The 2,700-nt window shown below is 63.2% G+C and carries 2 protein-coding genes; both read left to right on the top strand.

Annotation, left to right across the window (positions count from 1 at the left end; all coding sequences use genetic code 11):
- Nucleotides 1–146: 146 nt before the first annotated feature.
- The gene (gene istA / locus XF30_RS37590; protein ID WP_109146023.1) at nucleotides 147–1,877 is read left to right on the top strand and encodes an IS21 family transposase; all 1,731 of its coding nucleotides are present in this window, start codon (nucleotides 147–149) and stop codon (nucleotides 1,875–1,877) included.
- Complete coding sequence (gene istB / locus XF30_RS37585) at nucleotides 1,855–2,622, top strand: IS21-like element helper ATPase IstB (protein ID WP_109146022.1); 768 nt, start codon at nucleotides 1,855–1,857, stop codon at nucleotides 2,620–2,622. The genes istA and istB overlap by 23 nt, the downstream gene beginning before the upstream one ends.
- Nucleotides 2,623–2,700: the final 78 nt, after the last annotated feature.

Genomic DNA, 2,700 nt, shown 5'->3' with positions numbered 1-2,700 from the left:
CCCCCGCGGGTCGGTCAAAATCCCCCGGGTAGGGTCACCTGAAACTCCCCCACCTGATGATCTCCGGCAGCGCCGCTGAACAGCGGTAGCCGGGTCAGGCAGGATGTTTATTTTCGTCCCCTTTTATCCAGCAAGGGGACTGGGAGTTGAACGTCTTGAAGGCGCATCTGCAAAGCACTGTATTTACATTACTTGATCGCAACGCCAGCCAGCGCGAGATCCACAGGCTGACGGGTATCGATCGCAAGACGATCCGGCGTTACCAAGCGCTGCGGGCTGGTACGAAGGCAAATTCCCCCGGGGTGACCGCCGGCTCGGCGGGCGCGGATAGCCAAATTCCCCCACCCCGACCACCGGCTTTTGGGGTGTCGGAAGCGACAGTTGCCAGCAGCCTGGCCCGCTCGGCCTGCGAACCATATCGGGCGTGGATCGAAGAACAGGTCCGCCTGAGGCGGAATGCACAGGCGATTTACCAGGACCTGGTCGATCAATTTGGCTTCCTGTCCAGCTACCAGAGCGTCAAGCGGTTCGTGCGCACGTTGCGGCACGCTGATCCCGAGCAGTTTGATCGACTCGAGTTCCTGCCTGGCGAGGAGGCCCAGGTTGACTATGGCGAGGGCGCGCTGACGATTGATCCCAGGAGCGGCCGTTACCGTCGTCCCCGCCTGTTCGTGATGACGCTGCGCTACTCGCGGCGCAGCTTCCGGCGGGTGGTCTGGCAATCCAGCCAGCAAGTCTGGGCGCAGCTTCACGAAGAGGCGTTCCGGTATTTTGGCGGGGTCCCCAGCTATGTCGTGCTCGACAACCTGAAGGAAGGCGTTCTCAAGCCGGATTTGTACGAGCCCGAGCTCAACCCGATTTACAGCGCGATGCTGGCTCATTACGCCGTGGTCGCCGATCCCGCGCGGGTGGCCGATCCCAATCGGAAGGGATGCGTGGAGAATGCGATTCAACACACCCAGAGCACCGCGCTGGCCGGACGGCGCTTCGAGACGCTGGAAGCCCAGAACGAGTTCTTGAGGCACTGGGAGGAGACCTGGGCCTCCAAACGCATCCACGGCAGCACGCGTCGTCAGGTCGAGGCCATGTTCCAGGAGGAGAAGCCCCACCTGCGGCCGTTGCCGGTGGCTGCCTTCCGCATCTTTACCGAAGTCGTTCGGACCGTCTGCGACGACACCACCGTGCGGGTCGACAACAGCTATTACGCCGCGCGGCCCGCGCCCATCGGCAGCCAGGTCGTGGTGCGCATCTACACTTCCACTATCGAGATCCGTGATTGCCATAGCCATGCGCTGCTGCGTGTTCATCCCCGGATGACGCACCCCGGTTCGGTCGTTCTGCCGAGTAGCGAGCGGCCGTTCAACCCGTCGCGGCAAACCACCGTGCTGCTGGCGAGCGCCGAGCGCATCGGGCCGCAGACCCGGGCGTTGTGTCAGCAGATGTTCGACACCGAGGGGCGCCCCGGACAACGCGCGATGTGGGGCATTGTCGGGCTGAGCCGGAAGTATCCGGCGCGGTTGGTCGAGCAGGCCTGCGCACACGCCATCGACAACCGCATCTACCGCTACAAGCACGTGCGTGCGACCGTCGAGCGGCTGTTCGAACAGGCGATCGAGCTGGTTGGAGCGACGCCACGACCGGCATCGCCGCTCACCCAGGATCATCCGCTGATCCGTTCCCCGGCCGAATACGGCGATCTCTTCAGCCGTGCTGCGCGGCACGACGCCGACGACAATCCCCGGCAGGCCGGTGCTCACGACAGCCGCGCTCGTGTCGCCTGCGCAACCCCGGCCAGCTCCGGCGCCACGAGCGCTCCCACTGCATCTTCTCACCTCAAACTGGAGACCCGACCACATGATGACCATGCCGGAAATTGAGCGTTGCCTGCGACAGCTGCGTCTGTCGGGCGTCCGCGACACGCTGCAGACGCGTGTGCTGCAGGCGCAGGGTGCCAACCAATCCTTCCTCGAGACCTTCTCCCTGATCTTGCAGGACGAACTGGATCGCCGCCAATCCCGCCTTATCGAGCGCCGATACCAGCAATCCGGGCTCGACGAAAAGCTGACGCTCGCCGAGTTCGACTGGTCCTTCAATCCCAAATTGCCGCGCCAGACCTGCTTCCAGCTCAACACCCTGGCGTTCATTGCCGCCGGCGAGAACGCGCTGCTCGTCGGCAAACCTGGCACCGGGAAATCCCACATCGCCAAGGCGATTGCCTATCAGGCGATCATGCAAAGCCACAAGGTCCAGTATCTTGAGACCGATGACTTCTTCCACCGCCACACCCTGAACTCCCCGGCGCAACGCGAGCTCCGGCTGCGAACCATCATCGACTGCGATCTCCTCGTGCTGGACGATCTCTTCCTCGCCCGCACCATCCCTGACGACGCCGGCGCCTTGCTACAGACCATGGTCCATCAGCGCTACAAACTGCGCCGCAGCGTCATCGTCACCTCCAATCGCGTCGTGCAGGACTGGGGGACATATCTGGGCGACAACACCATGAGCTCGACGATCCTCGATCGCCTGATGCACCACTGCCACCTGCTCGAGTTCGATGGACGAAGCTATCGCCTCAAAGAGGCCGCCGAAGCCCTTGCCCGCGAAACAATGTCAAACTAACAATCCACTTCTGTCCTGCCTTCGGGGTGGAGGAGTTTGACTGACCCTACCCGGGGGAGTTTGAAGTGACCCGCGGGG

It is taken from the genome of Bradyrhizobium sp. SUTN9-2 (assembly GCF_003122645.1).
GTDB lineage: Bacteria > Pseudomonadota > Alphaproteobacteria > Rhizobiales > Xanthobacteraceae > Bradyrhizobium > Bradyrhizobium yuanmingense.
Note: the sequence above shows the minus strand (reverse complement) of the source record. Positions and strands in the feature narration are given on the sequence as shown.